The 21,793-nt window shown below is 66.9% G+C and carries 19 protein-coding genes; 9 read left to right on the forward strand and 10 right to left on the reverse strand.

All coding sequences use genetic code 11. The annotated features are described in order from the left end of the window. Positions 1 to 46 precede the first annotated feature (46 nt). Entirely contained in the window at positions 47 to 2,362 is a 2,316-nt protein-coding gene (locus GEV05_04515) for a PAS domain-containing protein (protein ID MPZ42664.1), read from the reverse strand. Between the two features lie 123 nt (positions 2,363 to 2,485). Continuing rightward, on the reverse strand, positions 2,486 to 3,799 hold the full coding sequence (locus tag GEV05_04520; protein MPZ42665.1) for an NTP transferase domain-containing protein: 1,314 nt from the start codon (positions 3,797 to 3,799) through the stop codon (positions 2,486 to 2,488). A gap of 330 nt (positions 3,800 to 4,129) precedes the next feature. On the opposite strand from GEV05_04520, the gene GEV05_04525 reads away from it, so the two are divergent. From GEV05_04525 to GEV05_04535, 3 genes are all read left to right on the forward strand, one after another. Continuing rightward, a complete protein-coding gene (locus GEV05_04525) occupies positions 4,130 to 4,636 on the forward strand; it encodes a carboxypeptidase regulatory-like domain-containing protein (protein ID MPZ42666.1) in 507 nt (168 codons plus the stop codon). 134 nt (positions 4,637 to 4,770) lie between these two features. Beyond that, a complete protein-coding gene (locus GEV05_04530) occupies positions 4,771 to 4,935 on the forward strand; it encodes a DUF1328 domain-containing protein (protein ID MPZ42667.1) in 165 nt (54 codons plus the stop codon). Positions 4,936 to 5,065: 130 nt separating this feature from the next. After that, positions 5,066 to 5,536, forward strand: coding sequence for a BON domain-containing protein (locus GEV05_04535; protein ID MPZ42668.1), 471 nt, complete (start codon positions 5,066 to 5,068; stop codon positions 5,534 to 5,536). 25 nt (positions 5,537 to 5,561) lie between these two features. Here GEV05_04535 and GEV05_04540 read toward each other — a convergent pair whose 3' ends face one another. The 4 genes from GEV05_04540 to GEV05_04555 all read right to left on the reverse strand — a co-directional run bounded on the left by GEV05_04540 (position 5,562) and on the right by GEV05_04555 (position 9,939). Further along, positions 5,562 to 6,011, reverse strand: coding sequence for a PRC-barrel domain containing protein (locus GEV05_04540; protein MPZ42669.1), 450 nt, complete (start codon positions 6,009 to 6,011; stop codon positions 5,562 to 5,564). 169 nt (positions 6,012 to 6,180) lie between these two features. Continuing rightward, positions 6,181 to 6,591 (reverse strand): DUF421 domain-containing protein, encoded by a 411-nt coding sequence (locus tag GEV05_04545; GenBank protein MPZ42670.1) that lies wholly within the window; start codon positions 6,589 to 6,591, stop codon positions 6,181 to 6,183. 201 nt (positions 6,592 to 6,792) lie between these two features. Beyond that, positions 6,793 to 8,361, reverse strand: coding sequence for an RNA polymerase factor sigma-54 (locus GEV05_04550; GenBank protein ID MPZ42671.1), 1,569 nt, complete (start codon positions 8,359 to 8,361; stop codon positions 6,793 to 6,795). 276 nt (positions 8,362 to 8,637) lie between these two features. Then, entirely contained in the window at positions 8,638 to 9,939 is a 1,302-nt protein-coding gene (locus GEV05_04555) for a response regulator (GenBank protein MPZ42672.1), read from the reverse strand. 316 nt (positions 9,940 to 10,255) lie between these two features. On the opposite strand from GEV05_04555, the gene GEV05_04560 reads away from it, so the two are divergent. The 6 genes from GEV05_04560 to GEV05_04585 all read left to right on the forward strand — a co-directional run bounded on the left by GEV05_04560 (position 10,256) and on the right by GEV05_04585 (position 17,172). Next, a complete protein-coding gene (locus GEV05_04560) occupies positions 10,256 to 11,794 on the forward strand; it encodes a PDZ domain-containing protein (protein MPZ42673.1) in 1,539 nt (512 codons plus the stop codon). 7 nt (positions 11,795 to 11,801) lie between these two features. Then, positions 11,802 to 12,650 (forward strand): c-type cytochrome, encoded by an 849-nt coding sequence (locus GEV05_04565; protein ID MPZ42674.1) that lies wholly within the window; start codon positions 11,802 to 11,804, stop codon positions 12,648 to 12,650. Beyond that, positions 12,647 to 13,012, forward strand: a complete 366-nt coding sequence (locus tag GEV05_04570) for a c-type cytochrome (GenBank protein ID MPZ42675.1) — start codon at positions 12,647 to 12,649, stop codon at positions 13,010 to 13,012. The genes GEV05_04565 and GEV05_04570 overlap by 4 nt, the downstream gene beginning before the upstream one ends. A 302-nt stretch (positions 13,013 to 13,314) precedes the next feature. Next, a complete protein-coding gene (locus GEV05_04575) occupies positions 13,315 to 14,226 on the forward strand; it encodes a c-type cytochrome (protein MPZ42676.1) in 912 nt (303 codons plus the stop codon). Continuing rightward, positions 14,226 to 16,778, forward strand: a complete 2,553-nt coding sequence (gene ctaD / locus GEV05_04580; protein MPZ42677.1) for a cytochrome c oxidase subunit I — start codon at positions 14,226 to 14,228, stop codon at positions 16,776 to 16,778. Before GEV05_04575 ends, ctaD begins: the two co-directional genes overlap by 1 nt. Before the next feature lie 28 nt (positions 16,779 to 16,806). Continuing rightward, positions 16,807 to 17,172: a hypothetical protein gene (locus GEV05_04585; protein ID MPZ42678.1), complete on the forward strand. Its 366-nt coding sequence runs from the start codon at positions 16,807 to 16,809 to the stop codon at positions 17,170 to 17,172. A gap of 255 nt (positions 17,173 to 17,427) precedes the next feature. Here GEV05_04585 and GEV05_04590 read toward each other — a convergent pair whose 3' ends face one another. From GEV05_04590 to GEV05_04605, 4 genes are all read right to left on the reverse strand, one after another. Next, a complete protein-coding gene (locus GEV05_04590) occupies positions 17,428 to 18,411 on the reverse strand; it encodes a xanthine dehydrogenase family protein subunit M (GenBank protein ID MPZ42679.1) in 984 nt (327 codons plus the stop codon). Further along, entirely contained in the window at positions 18,408 to 20,741 is a 2,334-nt protein-coding gene (locus tag GEV05_04595) for a molybdopterin-dependent oxidoreductase (protein MPZ42680.1), read from the reverse strand. The genes GEV05_04590 and GEV05_04595 overlap by 4 nt, the downstream gene beginning before the upstream one ends. Further along, positions 20,701 to 21,387 carry a 2Fe-2S iron-sulfur cluster binding domain-containing protein gene (locus GEV05_04600; GenBank protein ID MPZ42681.1) on the reverse strand — a complete coding sequence of 229 codons (687 nt, stop codon included), beginning with the start codon at positions 21,385 to 21,387 and terminating at the stop codon, positions 20,701 to 20,703. The genes GEV05_04595 and GEV05_04600 overlap by 41 nt, the downstream gene beginning before the upstream one ends. Before the next feature lie 104 nt (positions 21,388 to 21,491). After that, complete coding sequence (locus GEV05_04605; GenBank protein ID MPZ42682.1) at positions 21,492 to 21,785, reverse strand: hypothetical protein; 294 nt, start codon at positions 21,783 to 21,785, stop codon at positions 21,492 to 21,494. Between the last annotated feature and the right edge of the window lie 8 nt (positions 21,786 to 21,793).

The raw sequence follows: 21,793 nt of genomic DNA on the forward strand, positions 1-21,793 counted from the left end.
ATCTTGACTGCGCTTCGTGACGGACCTGGTGATATCCGGGCTCAGCCTAGCCTAGCCCGGCCATCCGGCCTGCGTGGTCGGGCGGCGGAGCGGCCGGCTCTTCTATGGACGCGTCTGCCAGCAATGCCGGCAACCGCAGGGTGAAGGTCGTGCCCTTTCCCGCACCGTCGCTTGCCGCCTGGACACTGCCGCCGTGGTTCTGCACCAGGTGACGCACGAGCGCAAGCCCGATGCCGAGGCCGCCGCGAGAACGCTTGCCGCCGCCGGCTTCGGCCTGCCGAAACGGCTCGAAGATATGCGACAGCATGTCGGCCTCGATGCCGAGTCCGTTGTCGGCGATGCGCACGACGGCCTCGGAGCCTTCGCGGGCAAGACCGATCTCGATGCGGCCGCCCTGGGGAGTGAACTTGATCGCGTTCACCAGCACGTTGGCGAAGATCTGCTGCAGGCGATCAGGATCGGCGAGCACAGTTACGCTCTCGATCCGCGCCGGCTGCAGCTCGAGCTTCTTGCTGGCGGCCGACGGACGCACCGATTCGATGGCCGCATGCAGCACCGCCGGCAGCTCGGTGGGCGCGAGGTCCAGGCGCAGATTGCCGCGGATGATGCGCGACATGTCGAGCAGGTCGTCGATCAACTGAGTCTGCGCCCGGGTGCTGCGCTCGATCACTTCGATGGCGCGCTTCTGCTGGGTCGCATCGAGCGTCCCGCCCTGGAGCAATTGCACCCAGCCGTAGATCGCGTTGAGCGGCGCGCGCAGCTCGTGCGAGATCATTGCGACGAACTCGTCCTTGCTCTGGCTCATCTGTTCGGCATCCTGCCGCGCCTGTTGCTCGCGTGCGAGCAGCGCCTCGCGCATGCGTTCGGTTTCGCGCGCCCGGGTTGCGTCGCGGAATACGAGCACCGTGCCGAGCAGGCGCCCGTCCGCGGAGTGGATGGGCGCCGCGCTGTACTCGATCGGCAGCTCGCACCCTTCGCGTGCGATCAGCATGGGATGCGCGCCGCCGTGGGCGCTGCCTTCCCGGTAAACCCGGGCCACCGGGCTCTCCAGCGGCTCCCGGGTGTGCTCGTCCACGAGCCGGAACACTTCGTCGATCGACTTTCCGAGCGCGCCCGATTCGTTCCAGCCGGTCAGCGCCTGCGCAACTTCGTTGAGGATCGTTACACCACCCGACGAGTCGGTGGCCAGCACCGCATCGGCGATGCTGCTCAACGTGACTGCCAGGCGGCCCTGATCCTTTTCGCTCGTTTCGCGCGCGATGCGCTCGGCCTCGAGCGCGCGCTGGCGGTCGCGATCCGCCTGGTCGCGCTCGTGCAGCCGCCGCTCCAGGATCGCTTGCGCCTCGCGCAGGCCGCCCCACAGCTGTTCCATTTCCACCAGCGCCGATGGCTGAGAAGAGACGCTGTGGCCGCGCGCCAGCGCCTCGGTGGCGACCGTAACCGCGGCGAGGCTGCGGATCAATGTGCGTCCGAGCGAGAGCGCGATCGTCATTGCCGCCGCCAGAACCACCAGCCCCACGGCCGCCAGCATCCAGAAGGCATGCCGGATCGGCCCGTCGATCGCTTCGCTCGGCTGCGTCACGGCCACCGTCCATCCGGTAAGCGGCGAGCGGCTGAGCGCGGCGTACGCCTCGGCGCCGCTTGGCATTTGCGCGCGCCATGCGCCTTCGTCCATGCGGGTGGCCGCGTCGACCAGATCCGGGTTGGCCGGTTTGCCCACCATGCCGGGCTCGGAGTGGGTGCCGGCGATGATGCGCTTGGCTCCGTCGATCAAGCTGATGACACCCTCGGTTGGGGCGCTCTGGCGCGCGAGCAGGTTGGCGAACGCCGTGGTGCTGATCTGCGCCGCAAGCACGAATTGCAGCGACGCATTGCGCATCACCGGCACCGCGACGACCACGAAGCGCTGCCGGCTCGCGGGATCCTCGAACAGCTCCGACACGGCCGCGCGCCGCGTGCTTGCAACCGTGCTCGCCCACGATGGCCTGTGGGTGCCGCCAACCGCGGACGGATAGGCGGTGTTGACCAGCAGGCCTCCCGCCGGATCGACCAGGATCAGCCCCAGCCATCCCGGTCTTTGCCCGACCAGCCGCAGCGCCGCGTCCTGAAAGCGGGACAGCCGCCACGCGTCGAAGACGTCGAACGTGCTCATGACATTCAGGGCCGCGATCGCCCCCTCGATCTCCTGCTCGACCGATACCGATATGGCGCGCGCGGTCTCGACATTGCGCTGCTCCGCACTCTGTACCTGATCGTTCCAGAAGCGCAGCAGCAGACTTACCGTCAGCAACGTGACCGGTACGATGGCCGCCAGTACCAGCAGCGCGAGAAGTAGCCGCAGCCTGACTTGTCGAATGCGCATGAGATGATCCGTTGCAATCCGCCCGCGCCCGGATCGCCATTGCAGCGAGCGCAGGCAACGACTAGCGACTACACGGCCAGGGCGATGCGTGACGAGCTTAGCACGCGCACGGCAGCAGCACGTTCACGCTGTTGTCGCCGCCGCGCAAGCCGTATGGCCCACCACGGTGATGCCCTCGGGCGTTACCGTCCAGTAACGTGCGTCGTACTCCGGATCGAATCCGATGCGCGCGTGGGGCGGGACGACGGCGTTGCAATCGACGATCGTGCGCCGCAACCGAGCGCCCTTGCCGATGTGGCCGTGGTCCATGACGACACACTGCTCGAGCTCGGCGCCGTCTTGGACGATCGCGGCACGACGGATGATGGAGTCTCGTATCGCGGCGCCACGAATGAGCGCGCCCGCACCGACGTGGCTATTGCCGAGGCTGCTGCGTACCAGGCGGGCCGGTGGCCACGAGCGGGCTGCCATGCGAATAGGCCAGTGCGGATTGGACAGATCGAACACCGGCTGGGCGCCGAGGGTGTCCAGATTCGCGTTGAAATAAGCGTCGACCGTGCCGACGTCGCGCCAATACGCAAGCTGCTCGTAAGGCGGCGTACCCGGGACGCGATTGGATGCGAAGTCGTAGGCGTACACGCGGCTGCCCTGTCGCAGCAGGCGCGGCAGCACGTCGTGGCCGAAATCGGGTTCCTCGCGGCCTGCCGGTTCGCGCAGCGCGCGCAGCAGGCAGTCGGCGTTGAAGACATAGTTGCCCATCGACGCCAGCGCCTTCGACGGCTCGTCCGGCATGCCCGGGGGATCGTCGGGTTTTTCCAGGAAGCTCGCGATGCGCCCGTCGCGATCGCAGCCGATCACCCCGAAGGCACGCGCCTCAGTGCGCGCAACGGGCAACGCGGCCACGGTTACGTCGGCTGCGTGCGCCCGATGGAATTCGATCATCTGGTTTACGTCCATGCGGTAGACGTGGTCGGCGCCGAACACGACCACGACACCGCCGCGCTCGAGCCCGAGCGCATCGATGCTTTGCCGCACCGCGTCCGCCGTGCCTTTGAACACGCGCCCGCGTGGCTGCACGGTTTTCAGAGCACCCCTTCGCATCAACGGCTGCCAGGCGAGCCGCAAGTGGTCCGTGATGGAGCTGGCGTTATGCTGAACCAGAACGTGGATCGGGCCAAGCCCGGAGTTGAAAAGATTCGAAAGCGCGAAATCGATGATGCGATGCTGCGGTCCGAACGGGACGGCGGGCTTGGCCTGGTCCATCGTCAGGGGAGCGAGTCGCGAACCCTGACCGCCGGCGAGAACCACGCCGACGATTGGGTCAGCCGCTTGCGATTGCACGAAACGCCCGCAACCCGGGGAACCCACGTAACTCAACTCGGGTTCGTTCACGGCAGAACTGGCGTATGGCGCGGTGTCCATTGCGAATCCCTCCATTGTTCGTCTCCCGCGGACCCTTTGGGCCGGCACATGCGCCGAGGGCTTGCCACGCGCCTCGGGTGCCGCGCACAGCCACGCCGCCTGCCGGGCGCCCGCACTCGCACAGGCTTGGCGGGCGCACTATTTCTCGATTCTTGCATCGGCCGTACCCGCGAAAATGCCAAACATGCCCGTGGGCCCTCGAGCGCTCACTCACCTGCTGCCATGGCATCCCGGCCGCAGCTTGATGTGAGCGCGCCCCGACGGACCGCGTAATTGCATGGAGCGCGAGCGGCACGCCCGTTGCATAGGGTTCTTTTCCAGTAAACCACAAAAGGAGCTTCAGAAATGAAACGCAAGCCTTTTACAGCCCTTGTCCTGGCCTCGTCATTCGCCATCGTCGGCAGCATGGCGCAGGCACAGTCCGGCCAACCGCAGTCCGGCCAACCGGCTCGAAGCGATGCCAGCCGCAGTGCCTCGGGCGTCGAATTCACCAGCGGCGGCGTGGGTTTGGCCGCGCGCCAGCAACTTGCCGCGCAGTCGGGTCAATACAACCTGCAGCTCGAATTTGCCTATGCGCCCGAGGGCGAATACCTGTCTGCTGTCCAGGTCGATATCGCCGATGCACGCGGCAACAACGTGCTTTCGACCGTCACCGACGGGCCATGGTTGATGGCCAGGCTGCCGGCGGGAAATTACACCGTCAAGGCGCAGTTTAGCGGTGAGACTCGTACGCAGCAGGTCAACGTCGGGCCGGGGAAGCGTCGCGTCGTCATGCGATTCCCTGCGAGCGTGGAGCAGCAGGCCGGAGCCATGTCTTCCGATCAGCGCAGCGCTTCGATGGCCGCGCGTTGAACGAGAATCCGGTCGGATGCGCGGGCCTGCTGTTTGCGGTGAGGAGGCAAGCCCGTGCAGGCGCCCCGATTTCCCGCGGCAACCGGCAGCGAGGCGAATCAACCTCAGACTTTCATACTTATCGGGAGATGGCCATGATCGGATGGGCAGTCACATTTTTCGTCATCGCGTTGATCGCTGCTGTGCTGGGCTTCAGCGGCATTGCGGGTACCGCGGTCAATATCGCGTGGGCCCTGGCAGTGATTGGGATCATCCTGGCAATCGTGTTCGCGGTCATGGGTCGCCGGCCGCCGATCTGACGATCCGAAGGTTCAGCGCATCAAGCCTGCTCGCGCCGGCAGCCCCAAGGTTGCCGGCGCTTTGTTTGCCGGCATTGGCATTGTGCGCAGCCATGGCGCACGCCTCGGGACACGGGAAGGAAAGCGCGAGATGAACGGCTGCTGCGGCGGTATACGACTTCGGCTTGTTGCGGCGGCGTTGGGCGTTGCCGTGCTCACAGTGGGCTGTGACCGCGCTCAGGAAGATCGCGCGGCGCAGAGTGCGTCGGAAGCTGTGCGCAGCGCCAACCAGGCGCTGTCCAAGGCCGAAGAAGTGGCCCGCGAGGGCGCTCGCGAGACCGGCCAATTCGCGCGCAAGGCAGGCGAAATCATCAAAGAGGGCGCGCAGACGAGCGGGCGATTGCTGAGCGATGGCGGGCTGACGGCCCAGGTGAAAACGGCATTGCTGGCCGACGACGGCGTTGCCGGCACGAGCATCGACGTCGATACGACTGGCGGTGTCGTCACGCTCACGGGGCGGCTCGCGAATCAGGCGCAAGTCGAGCGCGCGCTCACGATAGCACGCAGCATCGAAGGCGTTGAGCGGGTCGAGAACCGGCTGACGGCGGCAGAGGCCGGCTAGGCTGACGGCCGCAGAGGGCCACGCCTCATTCCCAATACGGCGGCGTGACGTAGTATTTATGCACGTTGCGCGTCCAGCTTTGATCGGCGAGCGAGGGCCAGTGGTCCTTGTCGAAACCGGGCGCCTTTTCCAGACGCGCCTTCGACACATCGAGAATGAAGCACTTGTTGTCGGTATCCAGAGTGAGCGCTCCCCATGGGATGGCGAAGAGCTTGTCTCCCACGCCCAGAAAACCGCCGCTCGACAGCACGGCGTAGGCAATCCGTCCCATCGGCACATCGAGCATGATCTCGTCGATCGTGCCCAGCTTATCGCCTTCGCGATTGATGACCGGATCGCCCTCCAGGGTGCTGGCAAGCATCAGCCGCGGCCCGGGCCCGGACGAATCCTGCGGCGTGCCGACGATTTGGGCGCCTCCGGGGGACGGCGCGGACGGCGCCTTTCCCTTGGGCGCGGAAGCGGTGACGTCACTCATCGCGTGCTCCTCTGATCGGTTTGAGACGGAAAATGCCGGCGCAGCACCCATGCCCGCCATGGCCTCGGCCCAGCGTTGATGGCCTCGGCCCAGCGTTGATGGCCTCGGCCCAGCGTTGATGGCCTCGGCCCAGCGTTGATGGCCTCGGCTCAGCGTTGATGGCCTCGGCTCAGCGCTTGAGGACGCTCACGTCGCCGTCGGCTTCGAGGAAAGCCTCCTTCACCTTGGCGAGATCCTCGACGCCATGCTCGCGCAGCTTCGCGCACAGCTCGTCTTCGGTGATGAATTGTTTGCGCAGGTTGGGGCGAATGAGCGCTCCGTTTCGCACCAGCAGAATGCTGCGCGGCGCCAGCACTCGCCGCAGCGCGGGCGAGGCGTAGGCCAGCCAGTCGACCACGATGTTCCACGCCAACAGGGTTACCACCAGGATGATGCCGTCGGTAATCGAGCGATATTCGCCGGCCATCGCGTTCTGGGCCGCGTCGGCTACCAGCATGAGGAACAGGACATCGGAGATCGCGATCGATCCGATGTCGCGGCGCATGAGGGTGCGAAAGGCGATGAAGATGAACCAGTACATGACGCTGCCGCGTATGACGAGCTCCCACGGCGATACGGTGAGGTTCCAGACCTGAGACCAATCGATGGGCGGCACGCCTCACTCCACGTCAGAACGGCAGCGCGCACGAGTTGCGCACACGCCGTGCCTTCCCAAAAGGAAAAACGCCGGTCGCACGCTACGTGCGCGTGCGACCGGCGCTAAAGGACGAGGCGGCTTCAGCTAGACCGAAGGAGAAGGCGTCAGCTCGCCCGGCGCGTCGGGTTTCGGCGCCTGCTGGTTGCGCTTCGACCAGCGCCGTTCCGATGCGAGCGCAGCGATCGGCCGCGGCGGCGCGGGGCGCAAGGGCTCGACTCCGGTCACCGACATGCGGCGCGCTTCCACCGAGGGTATGCGCAGTGCCGTGCGATATTTTGCTACGGTGCGCCGTGCGACCTTGATCGAGCGGCTGGCGAGAATGCGCGCGATCTGCACGTCGGAAAGCGGGTTACGCGCATCTTCGGCGGTGATCAACTCCCGGATCAGGGCGCGAATCGCGGTGGAAGAGCAGCTCGAGCCGTCCTCTTCGTTGGTAAGCCGGCTGGAGAAGAAGCGCTTGAGCTCGATCAATCCCGTTGGCGTCTCCATGTATTTGTTGCTGGTGACGCGCGATATCGTCGAAGGATGCAGACCGAGCTCGCGTGCGACATCGCGCAGCATCAACGGACGCATCGCGAGCTCGCCCAGTTCGAGAAAGCGCCGCTGCCGGTCGACGATGACCTGCGCCACGCGCTGGATCGTCTCGAAGCGCTGCTGCACGTTACGGATCAGCCAGCGGGCCTCTTGCAGGTGGCGTGTAAGAGCGCCGTTGCCCGAGCGGTCGCGCTGCAGCGCATCCGCGTAGATCTGATTGATCTGGATGTTGGGCAGTGCCTGCGGATGAATCGAGGCGATCCACTTGCCGTTGGCTTTGCGCACGATGACGTCGGCCACCACGTAGCGCGCCTGCGCCTCGCTGAACTGCCCCCCGGGCCTCGGGTTGAGCTTGCGAATGAGAATGTTGGCGCGCCGGACCGTTTCTTCGGTCACGTTGAGCTTGTGCGCGAGACGGGTGGAATCGTGCAAGGCGAGCAGATCGAGGTGCTCGCGAACGATGCGCTTGGCGATCGGCAACTCGTCGCCTGCATCGCAGGCGCGATCGAGCTGCAGCGCAAGGCACTCCGCCAGGTTGCGCGCTCCGATGCCGGCAGGATCGAGGCTTTGCACGAAGCGGATCGCCACGTCCACGTCCTCCACGGTAACCGGATGACCTTTGGGCAGCGTCGAAAGCAGCTCTTCCGGGGTCTGGCGCAGATAACCATCGTCGTCCAGGCCGTCGATTACGATCTCCACGACGAGGCGGTCGTATTCACTCAGGCGGCTGCCGGCCAGCTGTTCGACCAGATGATCGCGCAAGGTCACGCTGAGCGCATAACCTTCGCCGATCGGGCGCTCGTCGTCGTTGCGCTTCGGCGATACGCTGGTCCAGGGGTCGTGGCCTTCGCCATCGTCGTCGCTTTCCGAGGCGGCTGCGACAGATTGGGCGGGCTCCGCAACCTCGTCTTCGGTAGAGGCCGTCGTCGTGGCCGTGGTCGATGCTGCGGCCGGTTGCGCGGCGGTCTCCGCGCGTTCCAGAAAGGGATTGTTTGCCAGGGCCTCTTCCACCTCGTGTTCGAGGTCGGCCGCGGAGAGCTGCAGGATCCTGATCGCCTGCACGATCTGCGGCGAAAGGGTCAATTGTTGCGTGGTACGAAGTTCCAGGCCTTGTTGCATGAGAGCTCCCAGCGCGGTTATAAGAACGCTCGTCTGCAAGAGCTATGCCGGAACGCCAACGCTGCCGCGCAAAAGTGCAAGCCGATGTTCGGCTTGGCGAAAGCCGCAGCTCTCGCACAGACGTGCAAGCCTTTCAGACGGCGGAAACCTGTAAAGTCGGTCCGGGCCCGGAAAATAATACGGAAGGAAGCGCCGCGAACGCGTGCGGCGCGCGCCCCCTGCAGCGCTCCGGTGTGGTCGCATCTCGATAGTGCTGCGGTGTGTGGGCGCGCCGTGCTAAGGCGAGGAACGCGTCCAGGCGGCGATGAGGCTGATCAGCTGACTGGCGTCCACCGGCTTCGGCACGTGAACGTCGAAGCCGTGGGCGTGGGCGCGCTGCACGTCTTCATCGCGGGCGAAAGCCGACACGGCCACGGCAGGAACAGGAATGCGCCCGCGGTTCAGCTCCCACGCCCGCAGGCGCCACATCAGGCTGTAGCCGTCTTCGACCGGCATCGCGATGTCCGAAACCACGATGTCGGGCAGCCGCTCGCTGCGCGAATAAAAGTCGAACGCCGGCGCGGCCAAGGGGAACGCCGAGACGGTCGCGCCGGTCTGGCGCAGGATGAGCGCAAGAAACTCGAGAGCATCCGGGTCGTCTTCGACCAGCAGGATATGAACGCCGTCCAGGCGCGTGCCGAGCGGTGCCGGGGGCGCGAACGTCTTCGGTTTCCCGCCAAACCGCTTGACGGCTTTGGCCGGCAGGCGGACTACGAGACTGGGCTGCACGCCGCCGCCCGCCGCCCTCAGCACGATCGATCCGCCCTGCGCGTCGATCAGTTGGCGCGCCAGGGCCATTTGCAGATCGAGTGTGGACGGGTTGCTATCGGTGTGCCGAACGCTATCGCCCAAGGCGCGTGGATCGACCTCGGCACCCGCCTGGGTGATGCGAATGTCGGCACCGGCCGCGCTGCCATGAGAGACGATGGCAACCGACGGCGCGAACGGCGCCCTTCCTTTGACGGCGCTCACGATCAAGGTGGCAATGGCGCGCTGCAGGCGCGCGGCGTCGACCTCCAACATATACGGGTGCGGTTCGTGCCGTACTTCGATCGCCGGCGCGGCGGCCGCGAGCGTACGTCGCGCGAGGCTCACCGCCCCGTCGACCAGGACATCCAGTGCAACCCGTTGCGGTTCCGCTCGCAGTACCCGTTGCAAGGCGCCTGCGGAGTCCACGATCCGATCGATAATGTGCGGCTGTCCCTGCATGAGCGCAGGATGCAGGCCGCTCCGGCGTGTGTGCATGGCGTTCGCGCGTGCAAACTCCATACCCGAGTCGACGTGGTGGAGTTCCTTGACGATGGCCGGCCACTGCCTGGTCAACCGGCTGGCATGATGGCGCGCGCGGTAAGTTGCTTCGCCGAACCGGCAATTCCAACTTCGTCGCGCTGGCGCAATGTTTGATTCCACGCGAATTTGTTTTGGCACGCTTGCTGCTTCAACGCCTGCGAGAACAAGCGAAGGAGGCAGGAGCATGACCACCAAATCCGCAGGCAATCGTGAGCGTTCGGTCGATGATCGCCAACTGCTCGAAGCCATCGTGCTGCAGCTCGTGCAGTATCGCGCGGCATGCAGGCGTTTCAACCAGCGCCGGCGGACGATCGGCCTCGACTACAATTGTCGCAAGCTGCTGGACCAGATCGCGCTGCGCAAGTCGCTGCTGCAGCTGCTGGCGGCGGAGGCGCGGCATAGCGGGCCCGCTGCGGCGTAGCGCTGCTCTCGCGCAGCGAATTTCTGCGGTGTGCCACCTCGCATCGGGTTGACTCTGGCAACGCTCGATCGACCTGCTGTAGTACAAACGCATAGGCACTACTGAATCAGGGTTCGGCGGCCGCAACCCCAATTGAGGCCGGGCATGGTGGTTGCTCGACGGATGCCACCGGACGCGTCCTGCCTGTGTGGAGCAGGAGCCCGCCTGTCCCATAACAAAGACAAAGCTGCCAAGACCTCCATGTCCGCGCCGAAGTGGTTCATCGCCGGTTGTCTCGTCTCTGGTGGTGTCTTCATCGCCGTGCCGCAGGGCGTGCGCGAGGAATCTGCCCTTGCGGTCGAGGTCGCGGCGGCAGCGCCGGCGCCGGCGCCGGCCAATGCGCCGGACCGCGTTTCAGGGTTACCGGATTTCACCCGGCTGATCGAGCGCGTCGGTCCTTCGGTGGTCAACATCACCACCCGTTCGCTCGTCCGTCATGCTCCGGGAATCGCCGAGCGGCATTTCGATGTCTACCGCGAGTTGATGGGCGAGGCAACGCAGCGCACGGTGACGGGGCTCGGATCCGGCTTCGTGCTTGGCCATGACGGCTACATACTGACCAACGCGCACGTGGTCGAGGGCGTCGACGAAGTCTATGTGCGCCTGACCGGCTCCAAGCGCGAGCTGAAGGCGAAGATCGTGGGCATGGATGCCGCTACCGATATCGCTCTGCTCAAGGTGAGCGCGCGGGGGCTGCGCGCAGCACCGGTGGGCAGCTCGCGGCGGCTGCGCGTCGGCGATTGGGTGGCCGCGATCGGCTCCCCATTCGGCTTCGACAATACCATCACGGCCGGAATCATCAGCGCCAAGGAACGCAATTTGCCCAGCGGGTCGCCGACTCGCTTCCTGCAAAGCGACGTAGCCATCAACCCGGGTAGCTCGGGCGGGCCGCTGGTCAATTTGAGCGGCGAGGTGGTGGGAATCAATTCCAAGATCTATACACGCACCGGCGGCTACATGGGCGTGTCGTTCGCCATTCCCATCGAGACCGCGCTCGAGGTGAGCAAGCAACTGCGCAGCCGAGGCAGCATCGCCCGCGGCTTCCTCGGCATCGAGGCCCAGCCCGTGAGCGAAGTTCTGGCCGCGTCGTTCAATCTCGATCCGGCGCGCGGCGCGCTGGTCACGGCCGTTCGCAGCCAAAGCCCGGCGAGCCGCGCCGGCATCCGCGCCGGCGACATCGTGCTGGGATACGGCGGCAAGTCGATCGAGGAACCGTCGGACCTGATGCGGGAAGTCTCGGACACGGCACCCGGCACGCGTACCGATGTCGAGTTGTGGCGACGCAACGCCTTGCTACATGCGGCCATCATCGTCGATTCCGCATCGGAGTGGGCCTCTGCGCATTCGGGCGTTGTAGCCGGCGCGGCGAAGCGAACGATCGGGCTGGTGCTGACCGAGGTCGCTCCTGGAGAGCGGGACGCACGCAAGTTTTCCTGTGGGCTGCTGGTAGAACGCGCCGACGATATGGCCCGGCCGGGTACGCTGCAGAGCGGCGACGTCATCGTTGCCGTCAGCGATGCTCCGTTCCGCACGCGCGCGGAGTTTGATCGGCTGGTTGAAGCGCGCGCCGGTCAGCCGGTTGCGCTGCTCGTGCTTCGCTCCGGTCGGTCGCAGTACGTTGCGCTCGAGTCCGAGGCGCTCTAGTGTCCGGATGGCGTCCCGGACAGCACGCGTAGCCGGCGCGGTCACAGGCCTACTCATCCTGCTTGGCGCGATCGGCGCGGCCGCGCTTATGTATTCGGGCTGGTACAGCGTCGCAGCCACCGAACAGCACCTGCGGCCGACCTTTCTTGCGCTCGAAATCGGGCTGCGCCGTTCGGTCGAGCATCACTCGCGCGGCATCGAGGTGCCGCCGCTGCAAGCGCCTGCCGCCCTGACACGCGGGTTCGCGTGCTTCAAGGCACATTGCGAGCAGTGCCACGGCGCGCCGGGCGTGGCGCGCGCCGAGTTCGCCAAGGGATTGCTGCCCGTGCCGTCGTCCTTGTCGCAGGCTGCGCACGACTGGTCTCCCGCCGAGCTCTACTGGATCATCCGCTACGGGATCAAGATGACCGGAATGCCGGCGTGGCAGTTTCGCCTGGACGACGACGCGTTGTGGGCCACCGTCGCCTTCCTGCAGACGCTGCCCGGGATGAGCGCGCGCGAATACGCGCGGCTGGGAAGCCGCATTTCGCCGTCGGGTTGCGGCCCGCGCGAACCCGATGCGGGGCCAGAGGCGATGGGCGACCCGGCTCGCGGCCGCGTCGTCATCCAGCAGTACGCGTGCACGGCATGTCATCGAATCCCGGGCATCGTCGGACCGAAATCGCACACCGGGCCGCCGCTAGAGGCGATGGGCAGTCGCAGGTACATCGCCGGCACCTTGCCCAACAACTTCGAGAACCTGGTTCGCTGGTTGCGGGAGCCGCAGTCGGTCGATCCGCAGACCGCGATGCCGGATACCGGGCTCACCGAGGCCGATGCCCGCGATATCGCGGCTTACCTCGTGCGGCTGAAATGAATGCGGTCCGATGCATCGCCGGTGTTTGCCTGGCGACCGCGTTGGCCGCATGCGGGGCCGAACCGGCAGGCCCCCCGATCACGGGCGACGCAAGAGCGGGCCAAGCTGCCTTGCAGGCGCACGATTGCGGAGTATGTCATCGCATTCCCGGCGTGCGCGGCGCGGTCGGCCTGGTGGGACCGCCGCTCGCGGGCTTCGGCAATCGCATCTACATCAGCGGGCGATTCGCCAACACCGAGGCGATGCTCACGCGCTGGATCGTCGATCCGCCCGCGCTCGTGCCTTCGACTGCCATGCCGGCCGTCGGTGTCGACGCAGTCGATGCGCGCAACATGGCAGCCTACCTGCTGAGCCTGCACTGATGACGACCTTGCGCAGGCCCCAGGAACCTGCCCGCCTGGCGGGCACGCGACGCTCCCCTCTCCCTCCGGGAGAGGGGTTGGGGGTGAGGGAAGGGAGGCCACGCAGGTTCGAGGATGCAGCCCGCGATGCTTGTATGGTGACATTTCTGCCCGCTTGCGCGTTGCTGCTCGCCGCAGGAGGCGTGTGCGCCGCGCAATCGGTGCATGCGCCGGCGAGCGCCGCCGCCGAGACGATTCATGCGCTCGGTATCGCGATGTACATCGGCGCGGCCGCGATCACGCTGTTCGTGCTCTTGCTCACGATGCGAGCGATGTTCGGTTCGCCGCGGCCGGCCAGCAGCCCGCTGTTCGTGCTCGGCGGCGGCATCGCCTTTCCGGTGGTGGTGCTCAGCGTGCTGCTCGTGGCATCGCTGTTAATCGGTAATTCGTTGACGCGCCCGCCAGCCTCGCCGGTTGCGCGCATCCAGGTGATCGCGCACCAGTGGTGGTGGGAGGTGCGTTACCTCCCGCCCGCGAAGCCGGGTTCCGAGCTGGCCTTGCTGCTGCAGGAATTGTGCGGCGGGGCGCGGGTTGCCGCCGCTTCGGCGTCGAAGCAACCGTCGCAGCAACTGCAGGGTGACGCGCCCGAGGCGATCGTTCTGGCCAACGAGATTCGGGTTCCGGTCGGGCACGCGGTCGAATTGGAGCTGCATACGCGCGACGTCATCCACAGCCTGTGGGTGCCGGCGCTCGGCGGCAAGGTCGATATGATTCCGGGCCGCGTGAACCGGCTGGTCTGGCAGGCGTCGCGGGCCGGCGTCTACCGCGGCCAGTGCGCGGAGTATTGCGGCGGCCCGCACGGGCTGATGGGGCTCATCGTGATCGCGGAAGATCCCGCCGACTATCGGGCGTGGCTTGAGCGCCAGGCGGGGGCCGCGCGTCCTCCCGCGAATGCGCAATTGGCACGCGGGCGAAAGGCGTTCCTGCAAGCGCGCTGCGTCGAATGCCATGCCATTCGCGGGACGGCGGCGCGCGGAACCGACGGCCCCGACCTGACCCATGTGGCTTCGCGCCGAACGCTTGCCGCCGCCACGCTGGACAATCACGTCGGTACGCTGGCCGGCTGGATCGCCGATCCCCAGCGCGTCAAACCGGGCAATCGCATGCCGCCGAGCAAGGATCTCGCCGGACCGGAGCTGCGTGCGCTGGCCGCCTATCTCGCGAGCCTGGACTGATGCAGGCCGAGGGCGAGCGGCTGTCGCGCCTGCGCAAGGCTTTGCCGAACGCGCTGCCACGCCCGGAGGACGAAGTCGAGCGCCTCGAGCGCGCGTGGGCCGTACCGGCCGGGTTGCGCCGATTGACCGAGGTGAACAATACCAACGTCGGTCTGTGGTACATCGGCACCGCGTTCGTTTTCCTGCTGCTTGCCGGCGTGCTCGCGCTGGTGATGCGCGTCCAGCTCGCAGCGCCGCAGAACGATCTGGTCTCGCCGCAGCTCTACAACCAGCTCTTCACCATGCACGGCACGGTGATGATGTTCCTGTTCGCCGTGCCGGTGATCGAAGCGGTCGCGGTGTACCTGCTGCCTCCGATGCTGGGGGCGCGCGATCTGCCGTTTCCACGCCTGTCGGCATACGCGTTCTGGGCTTATGCCATCGGCGGCGCGGTGTTCTTCTGCACGCTGTTCTTCGGCGCTGCGCCATCCGGCGGCTGGTTCATGTACCCGCCGCTGACCAGCTACGAGCATTCGCCCGGGCTCGGGGCGGACTTCTGGCTGCTCGGGATCGGCTTCATCGAGATCTCGGCGATCGCCGGCGCGATCGAGCTCGTGGTTGGCGTATTGCGCACGCGCGCGCCCGGTATGACGCTCGGCAGGATGCCGATCTACGCCTGGACCATGCTCGTCGTGGGCGCGATGATCGTGTTCGGTTTTCCGCCGGTCATACTGGCCACGCTGCTGCTGGAGATCGAGCGCGCGCTGCACTGGCCGTTTTTCATCGCCGCCAAGGGCGGCGATCCGTTGCTGTGGCAGCACCTGTTCTGGCTTTTCGGCCATCCCGAGGTCTACATCATTTTCCTGCCCGCGGCCGGGATGATCTCGATGATGGTGCCGGCACTGGCGCAGACGGCGCTGGTCGGCTACCGCTGGATTGTCGCCGCGCTGATCGGCGTGGCGATTCTCGGCATGGGGCTGTGGGCGCATCACATGTTCGCGACCGGAATGCCGCAGCTGTCGATGAGCTTCTTCTCGGCCGCGAGCATGGCGGTCGCCATTCCGACCGGCATCCAGATCTTCGCCTGGATCGCGACGCTATGGCGCGGAAACGTGCTCAAGGCAACGCCGACCTGGTTCCTGCTCGCATTCTTCGGTTCCTTCGTGCTGGGCGGGCTCACGGGAGTCATGCTGGCGGTGATCCCGTACGACTGGCAGGTGCACGATACCCACTTCGTCGTGGCCCACCTCCATTACGTGCTGATCGGCGGCATGGTGTTTCCGTTGTTCGCGGCGCTGTACTTCTGGGCGCCGATGATCTCGGGGCGCCCGTTGTCCGAACGTTTGGGCAAGTGTGCGTGCGCGCTCATGTTCGCCGGCTTCACGGTCACCTTTCTGCCGATGCACTGGACGGGACTGCGCGGCATGCCGCGGCGCGTGCATACCTATGCGCCCGATCTGGGTTGGGACGGGCTTAACCTCGTATCGACCGTGGGCGCGTTCGTACTCGCGGCCGGAGTCGCGCTGGTGCTCATCGACGTCATTCTGCATCTGCGGGTCGCGGGCAAGGTCGACACCAACCCCTGGCGCGCCGGCACCCTGGAGTGGCTGCCGCAGGACGATTTCGGCATCCGCAGCATCCCGCGGGTGGAGGCGCGCTATCCGCTCTGGAACCATCCCGAGTTGCCGCGCGAAGTCGATAGCGGCCAGCATTTTCTTCCCGGCACCGCCACCGGCCGGCGCGAGAGTATCGTCACTTCGCCCCTCGAGGCGCAGCCGCAGTACCTGGCGATCCTGCCCGGGCCGAGCTGGTTGCCGCTCGTAGCCGGCGCCGGGACCGCGGCGTTTTTCCTGCTCCTGACCGTGAAGATGACGCTGCCCGCGGCGATCGGCGGCGTGGTCGCATTGGTCGCCATCTGGCGCTGGCTCTGGCAGAGCGACCAGGGTCCGATGCATCCGCCGGTGGACGTGGGCGAGGGCACCCGGCTGCCGGTCTACATGACTGGGCCCAACTCGCATTCCTGGTGGGCGATGGTCGTCCTGATGTTCGTGTCCGGGACGATCTTCGCCTGCCTCGCGTTCGCGTACTTCTACTATTGGACCGTCACGCCGGGCGCGTGGCCGCCGCTGCCCGGCGCACTGCCCGACCTGACGTGGCCGCTGGCTTCGGCCCTGCTGTATGCGGCTTCGGCGTTCGCGCTGCGGTGGGCGCGGCAGGCGCTCGAGCGCTATGGCCACCGGCGTTTTCGCCTCGGAATCGGGATCGCCTTGCTGGCCGCGTGCGCGGCATTCGGCGTGGGGCTCTACGGGCAGTACCGTGCCGGCTTGGCTCCGACCGAGCATGCGTACGCTGCCGTCGTCTATGCGTTCTTCGCCTATCAGGGTTTGTTCGTTGCGGTGGTCGTCATCATGGCGGCATACCTGCTCGCGCGCTCCTGGACGGGGCTCCTGGATGGCATCCGGCGCGTGAGCTTCGACAATTGCCGCCTGTTCTGGCTGTACGCCGTGGGCCAGGGTCTGGTTGCGCTGGCGATCGTTTACGGCTCGCCGCTGTTGCGAGGGAGCGGCGCATGAGCGCGCCGCGGTTGCGAGGGAGCGGCGCATGAGCGCGCCGTCCTTGGATTTCGCCCGCGCGGTGCGTTTTCTCTGCGGCGGCCTGCTGGTGTGGGCGGCGTTGTTCCTGTTTACCTACATCTTCGCCGCGATCGCCTGCACGCGCGGTTTTTCGTATGCGCTGTGGCTCGGCCTGGGTGTCGTGCCCTTGCTGCTGCTGTTGGCAGCGGCGTTATCGCTCGGCGTCTTGTACGTCATCGCACGGCGCGCCGACAGGCTGCAGGGCAGCATCGCACGACGCAGCGACGACACCCGGCGCGTGGTGGCTCACGTCGCTACCATGGTTTGCGGCCTGGCGTTGATCGCGATCGTTTGGAATGCGCTGGCGCTGCTGCTGACGGCGAGCCGGTGCTGAGACTATCGATCGTAGCGAGCGGCGCTCCCCTCTCCCCCCGGGAGAGGGGCTGGGGGTGAGGGCGGGAATTCGCGGACCATGGTCCGCGCCGGCCGAGCGGCATCGGCCTGCATGCCGATGCGCGCACTGCAAGCGAGGGATATCGTCAGCACGACGCATAATTTCCCTCACCCTCGATCCCTCTCCCGGAGGGAGAGGGAAGACAACCATACCTCTTGGAACAAACATACAAGGGAAGACAAGCTTGTCCAACAATCATGAGCGCAGCGCGTGCAACGCGCGGCGGATCAGGCCTTCGGCCAGCGGCACCTTGTAGCCGTTCATGCGCAGCGGTTCGGCGCCGGCCAAGGCGTCGCGCGCAGCTTGCGCGATCGCTGCCTCGTCGGGCTGCGCGCCCTGCAGGCTCCGGAACGCATCCTCGACGGGCCACGGCACGGCCGCGACACCGCCGAGCACCAAGCGCAGATCCTCGAAGCGGCCCGCTTCGACGCGCGCGGCCGCGGCCACGCTGACCGTGGCGAATGCCCACACCGCACGATCCATCGCCTTGAGATAGATGCTGCGAAAGCCTGCTGCGGGCCGCGGGACCCGCACCGCCGTGACGACTTCGCGCGCGCCGAGAATGGTCTCCACGCGCCGCTCGTCGGTCGGTGGTGCGAAGAATTCGCGCAGCGAGACGCTGCGGGCCGCACGCGCGGAGCGCAGCTCCACCCGGGCGTCGAGAGCCATCAGGGCGCAGGCGACATCCGAGGGATGCACGGCGCGACACGGCCCGGTATCGAACAGCGCGTGCAAGCCGTTCTCGCCGGCGCGAGCATGGCACTCGGCACCCCCCTTGAGCCAGCAGTGGAAGCTTTCGTTGCGGAAGTACCAGCAGCGCGGCCGCTGCAGCAGGGTTCCGCCGAGTGTCGCCATGTTGCGCAATTGCGCGGTCGCAGCCGTGCCGGCGGCCTGTGCAAGCGCCGCGAAGTCGCGCGCGATCTCGGGGTGGCCGCCGATGTCGGCCAGCGTGGCGAGGGCGCCGATGCGCAACGCGTCCGAGTCGAGCACGATGTCGCGCGGCAGATCGGCCACCCGTTTCAGGCTGACGAGCAGGCGCGGCGCGGCAATGTGCGACTTCATCAGCGGCAGCAGATCGGTGCCGCCGGCGAGTAGGCGGGCCTCCTCGGCGCTTGCGCCACGCAGGGCGTGCACGCTGGACTCGATCGAGCCGGGCGCCACGTAATCGAACGGCTTCACGACCCGATCTCGCGGTCGCACAGCCGAGTGCGGGGCGGCGCCTGCAGCGCCTCGAGCATGCGGCAGGCGGTAAAAGGCGTGTCGTGCAGCCGCACGCCCACGGCGTCGAAGATCGCGTTGGCGATGGCGGGCGCGGTCGGAATGATCGGCGGCTCCCCGATGCCCTTGGCGCCTGTGGCGTTGGCGAGGAAGTCGGGAACGTCGAGCGCGGCATGCACGATATCCGGGGCGTCCGCGACCGTCGGCAGCTTATAGTCCTCGAGATTCGCGTTGAGCACGATGCCGCTGCCTGGATCGACGATGCGTTGCTCGGTGAGCGCGAAGCCGACGGCCTGCGTCACGCCGCCGATCACCTGGCTGTCCACCAGATTGCGATTGATGATCCGACCGCAATCGTGCGTGGCGACCACGCGCAGCACCCGCACCTGGCCGGTTTCGGTATCGACTTCCACCTCCACGCACTGGGCGCCGAACGTGCGCACCGAGTGCGAGCGGCGGTTGGAGCCGCGCTTGCCGGTGGCCTGGATCAAGCGCGTACCGACCGCGGCGCAGATCCGCGCCATGTCGAGCGGCTCCGAACCGGGTTCGTCCGAATGGATGCGGCCGTTCTCGATGCGAAGCCGGTCCGCGCCGACGTGAAGCAGGCTCGATGCGCTCTCGAGCACGCGCCGGCGCGCCTGCTCGCAGGCCGCCTGTACTGCCGGACCCAGGGTCGCGAGCGTCGCGCTGCCCGAGCTCACGGGCGAGTGCAGTTCGCTGCGTGTATCGCCGAGAACGACCTGAACGGAGCCGAGCGGAACACCGAGTGTTTGCGCGCAGACTTGCGCCAGCGCCGTGCGCGTCCCGGTGCCGATGTCCTGCGTGCCGGTATCGAGCCGGACACTGCCTTCGGGATTGAGCGTCACGCGAACGCGTCCCGGAGGATAACCGCCGCCGCCCACCCAGTCGTGCGCAGCGAAGCCGATGCCGCGCCGCATCGGCCCCGTGGCGGGCGCGCGCGCATAGCTGCGCCAACCGAACGCGTTGCGCGCTCGCTCGTAACACAGGCGCAGGCTATCGGGCGAGGTGTACGGTTTCCTGCGCATCTGGTCGGTCTCGGTGTAGTTGCGCAGCCGCAGCTCGATCGGATCGATAGAAAGCGCCCGTGACAGCTCGTCCATCGCGGACTCCAGCGCAAATGCGCCTTCGACATAGCCGGGCGCGCGGAACGCGATCGCCGGCCCGGTATGCGTGTACACGATGCGTTGTTCGGTGCGCACGTTGCGGCAGGCGTACAGCGAGTGGTAGATCCCGTCGGCGATGCTGCCTTCGCCGCCCGCCCGGTAGGCGCCGATCTGCACGTCCACCTCGGCGCAGATCGCGGCGAGCGTGCCGTCGCGCTTCGCACCGATGCGCACGTGCTGGCGCGTGCCATTGCGATTGCCCGCGGCCAGGTTCTCGCCCGCACGGTCGAGCACGAAGCGAACCGGACGGCGCGTTTGCCGGGCGAGCAGCGCGGCGATGACGTCGTGCTTCCATGCGACCTGCTTGGCGCCGAAAGCGCCGCCGATATGCTCGGCGAATACGCGCACCCGGTTCTCCGGCAGTTCCAGCTTTTCCGCCACCTCCTTGCGCAGCGCGAACACGCCCTGGGTCGATGCATACAGCGTCAGCTGTTCGCCTTCCCAGACGGCGGTGCAGGCGTGCGGCTCGAGGCTGTTGTGCAGCGCCACCTGCGTGGTATAGACGCGATCGATGATGAGCTCGGCTTCGCGCATGCCGCGGCGCACGTTGCCGCGGCTCTGGACGGACGGTTGGTCGGCCAGATTGCCTTCGGCATGAACGCTGGGCGCTCCCGGCGCGCGTGCGGCGGCCAGTTCCAGCACGAACGGCAGCGGCTCGTAGTCGACTTCGATCAGGCGCACCGCGTCCTCGGCGATGCGCTCGCTCTCCGCAGCGACCGCAGCCACCTCTTCGCCGGCGAAGCGCGGCGTGCGCTCGAATAGAACGCCGCGGTCGTACCACGAAATGGCAGGGGCGTTGTTGAGGCTCAAGACGGCGTGCACGCCGGGCAGGGCAAGCGCCTTGCGCTCGTCGATGCTGCGAATGCGCGCATGTGCGTGCGGGCTTCGCAGCACCGCGACCCAGAGCATTCCAGGAAGATGCACGTCGCTCGCATAGCGCGCCCGGCCGGTGACTTTTTCCGCGCCTTCGAGGCGCGCTGCGATGGGTGAACGCACCGACGCGGCGGACCCGACCCGCGCGACGGATTCCGGGTGCTCCGTCGCTTCCAGCGTACGGGGATGCGCCTCATCCATCGTAGGCATCGTCGGTAGCATGCGCATCCGCATCGCGTCCGGCTGCGATGCGCCCTGCGCGCAGAAGATTGCGGTACGCCCCGCAGCGGCAGAGGTTGCCGCTCAGTGCACGCTCGATGTCCGCGTCCGCGGGATGCGGATTGTCGGCAAGCAGCGCCTTCAGGCTCATGATCTGACCGGGGGTGCAAAAACCGCACTGGAATGCATCGGCTGCGATGAATGCCTGCTGCACGGGATCCAGCTCGCCGTTCGCGTCGAGACCCTCGATGGTCGTGATCTCGGCTCCATCGCACTCGATCGCGAGCTTGAGGCATGCGTACATCGCGCGTCCGTCGACCAGAACGGTGCAGGCGCCGCAGTTGCCCATGTCGCAGACCTTCTTGGCGCCGGTGAGCTGAAGGTCGTCGCGCAGCACGTCGAGCAGCGAGCGGCGCGGCTCGAGCAGCAGCGAGTGGGCCACGCCGTTGATGTTGAGCAACGCGCTCAGCGGGCCGCTATCCACCGGTGGTCTCTCCGCCCCTGACCTGCAGCACGATTCCCGTGATGAACGACGAATCCGCGTCCGAGGCGAGAAAGACGTAGGCGGGCGGTTCGGCTCATGGACACCTCGGCAGTTGCTACGAATTTGCCCCGGCTGCAAGACCGCGCCCGGGTACGCGCGACACAACGCAAGCGACATGCCTCGGGGGCAGCCACCTCGGTTGCAGCCACCTCGGCGGCAGCCACGAGTGATGCCGCGCGAGGATGTGCCCGCGGCGGCCCCGGGTGGCTATCCGTGGAGGGCTATCCGGTGGACTGCTTTCGATTGGTGCAGGTGTCGCGCTCGAGCTGCGTCGGCAGCTTGGTACAGTCGACCTTGATCGGTGAATCGGGTACCGCGGGCACGGCCGGTTTGACCGGTTTCGCAGCGCGCCCCGGCGGCTTGGGCGCAGGGCAGTCCTGCGGCGGAGCGCACGATTCGCCACGCTCCGGAGCGCCTTGCGGCTCGGGGCGAACATGCTCGTCGCCGGGTTGGGTGCAGGCGAGCAACGCTCCGAAAGTGCCCGAGATGACGGCGTAACGGATGGCTATTCGCATGGCATGCC

Source organism: Betaproteobacteria bacterium (assembly GCA_009377585.1).
Taxonomy (GTDB): Bacteria; Pseudomonadota; Gammaproteobacteria; order Burkholderiales; family WYBJ01; genus WYBJ01.